The 2,290-nt window shown below is 48.1% G+C and carries 3 protein-coding genes; all 3 read right to left on the bottom strand.

What is annotated here, in order from left to right; all coding sequences use genetic code 11:
* Positions 1–89: 89 nt before the first annotated feature.
* Entirely contained in the window at positions 90–764 is a 675-nt protein-coding gene (gene trmD / locus BWI93_RS15835) for a tRNA (guanosine(37)-N1)-methyltransferase TrmD (RefSeq protein ID WP_094812995.1), read from the bottom strand.
* Between the two features lie 77 nt (positions 765–841).
* Positions 842–1,411, bottom strand: a complete 570-nt coding sequence (gene rimM / locus BWI93_RS15830; RefSeq protein WP_094812993.1) for a ribosome maturation factor RimM — start codon at positions 1,409–1,411, stop codon at positions 842–844.
* A gap of 137 nt (positions 1,412–1,548) precedes the next feature.
* A complete protein-coding gene (locus tag BWI93_RS15825) occupies positions 1,549–2,094 on the bottom strand; it encodes a 30S ribosomal protein S16 (protein ID WP_094812991.1) in 546 nt (181 codons plus the stop codon).
* Between the last annotated feature and the right edge of the window lie 196 nt (positions 2,095–2,290).

Below are 2,290 nucleotides of genomic sequence, written 5' to 3'. Positions count from 1 at the left end.
TTACGTCATGTTCATCCTTTTTAATTATTAATAACTCAAAGTCCAAAAGTCCCCGATTCTGTCGTTTTGCTTTAGTATGTTTCGTCTTGCTAGGAAAGCAGATCCGGGCGTCGTTGCTGGGTGCGTTCGACGGCCTGTTCGTGTCGCCAGTCCTGAATTTTGGCGTCGTGACCGGAGAGCAGGATGTCCGGAACTTTATGGCCTTCCCACTCCGACGGCCGCGTATACACGGGCGGAGCGAGCAGATTATCCTGAAATGAATCCGTCAGAGCCGAAGTTTCGTCCCCCAGTACGCCGGGCAGCAAACGAATAATGGCATCCGAAATAACCGAGGCGGCGAGTTCTCCGCCCGACAGTACGTAGTCGCCGATACTGATTTCCTTCGTCACGAAAATCTCCCGCAACCGTTCGTCGATGCCTTTGTAATGACCACAAAGGATGATCAGATTTTCGGCCATAGAAAGCGTATTCGCCGTTTTCTGATTAAAACGTTCGCCGTCCGGAGCGGTATAAATGATTTCGTCGTAGGTGCGTTCGGCCTGGAGCTGGCGAATCAACTGAGCAATCGGCTCGATCATCAGCACCATGCCAGCACCGCCTCCAAAGGGATAATCGTCAATCTGTTTGTACTTACCAATGCCGTAATCGTGCAGGTTATGAATGTGAACTTCCACGTGGCCTTTGTCCTGAGCCCGTTTAACAATCGAGTTCTGGAAAAAACTATCCAACAATTCCGGTACGGCACTAATAATATCTAAACGCATGACAGAATAAATAAAACCGTTCGGGTACAGAGTCCGAACCGTATGAAACCAAAATCAATAATGATCAATGCCTAGGGCTACGCTTCCTCGTCCGCATCATCCCGTTCTTCTGAATCTTTGGCTTCGCTCATGTAAATATCGAGTAAGCCCTCGGGAAGCGTAACGCTGAGGGTTTTCGCCTCGTGATCGGCCTCACCAATGATTTCGTCGATGACGGGAATCAGTACCTCCTTGCCTTCATAATCCATCACCATCAGGTCCTGGAGCGAGAAGCTGGCAAATTCGCGTACCGTTCCTAGGGGCCCCACGTTGGTATCAACCACTTGGTAACCAATCACATCGTGAAAGTAAAACTGATCGTCGTCCAGCTCCGGCAGGTTATCCAGTGTCAGCCAGAGTTTGGCTCCTACCAGCGGCGTCGCTTTCTCGATGGAGGTGATGTCTTCAAATTTGGCAATGATTTTATTGGACTGGATATTGAGGTCTTCAATAAAGTACGGAATCAGTTGCCCTTTGACTTCGAGTAGCACGCTATCGAGGTCTTCGTATTCAAACGGATCATCTACCTCAAAAAGTAGCTGCACTTCGCCTTTCAGACCGTGCACTTTGGTAATCCGTCCTAATTCATAACAATCTTCTTTGTTCATAGCAGTAGCGGTGGGCCGTAGCTCGTTGCTGACAGCCGTTAAAAATAGGAGGGAATCTCCGAATCAATCGCCTAAAAATGAAGCAAGTCCGCCGGGAGACCCGCCAGACTTGCCAAAAATCGTTACTCGGAAAGAGCTTATTCAGCTGCTTCAGTAGTCGTAGCTTCACCTTCAGCTGCAGGAGCTTCTTCAGCAGCAGCCTCTTCAGCGGGAGCTTCTTCTACAACCGGAGCATTTTTCTTCGCTAAAGCTTCTGCACGAGCGGCATTTACTTTAGATTCTGCGTCCAGACGAGCTTTTTTGTCATCAGCTTTTTTACCAGCAATACCTTCCGTAGCTGCAGTTACCTGAGCATCTTTCGTTTGCTTCCAGCTGGCAAATTTTTCATCAGCTTGTTCCTGAGAAATCGCTCCTTTGTTCACACCCACTTGAAGGTGTTTTTTCAGCATCAGACCTTTGTACGACAGAATCGCACGAGCAGTATCCGTAGGCTGAGCACCATTCAACAACCATTTTACTGCACTCGTTTCGTTCAGAACGATGGTAGCAGGTTGGGTGTTAGGATCATACGTTCCCAGTTTCTCGATGAAACGACCGTCACGAGGAGCACGAGCGTCAGCAACAACGACATCGTACATAGCATGTTTCTTGCGACCGCGACGGGCTAAGCGAATTTTAACCATTGTAGTTGGGTTTGTGGGGGAACCCGTCCCCCGGTTTCCGAATTGGAATGCAAAGGTACGGAATAGTTTTTAATAATTGAGTTTTGAGTTTAGGGTTTTCTGTTTTGCGTTTACAGTTTTCAATTTCCAGTTTTCCGTTTTCGTTTTGTTAGGACAAAACCGATAAAGTTAGCGGGACGGGTTGTCCGTAGCATTT

Origin of the sequence: Siphonobacter sp. BAB-5385 (assembly GCF_002261125.1) — a bacterium.
Classification (GTDB): Bacteria; Bacteroidota; Bacteroidia; order Cytophagales; family Spirosomataceae; genus Siphonobacter.
This window is presented reverse-complemented; position numbering and strand designations above follow the sequence as displayed.

What these genes read in the sequence shown, in the direction of transcription:
- trmD (WP_094812995.1), bottom strand. Translation starts at nt 764, where the DNA reads ATGCGTTTAGATATTATTAGTGCCGTACCGGAATTGTTGGATAGTTTT.
- rimM (WP_094812993.1), bottom strand. Translation starts at nt 1,411, where the DNA reads ATGAACAAAGAAGATTGTTATGAATTAGGACGGATTACCAAAGTGCAC.
- BWI93_RS15825 (WP_094812991.1), bottom strand. Translation starts at nt 2,094, where the DNA reads ATGGTTAAAATTCGCTTAGCCCGTCGCGGTCGCAAGAAACATGCTATG.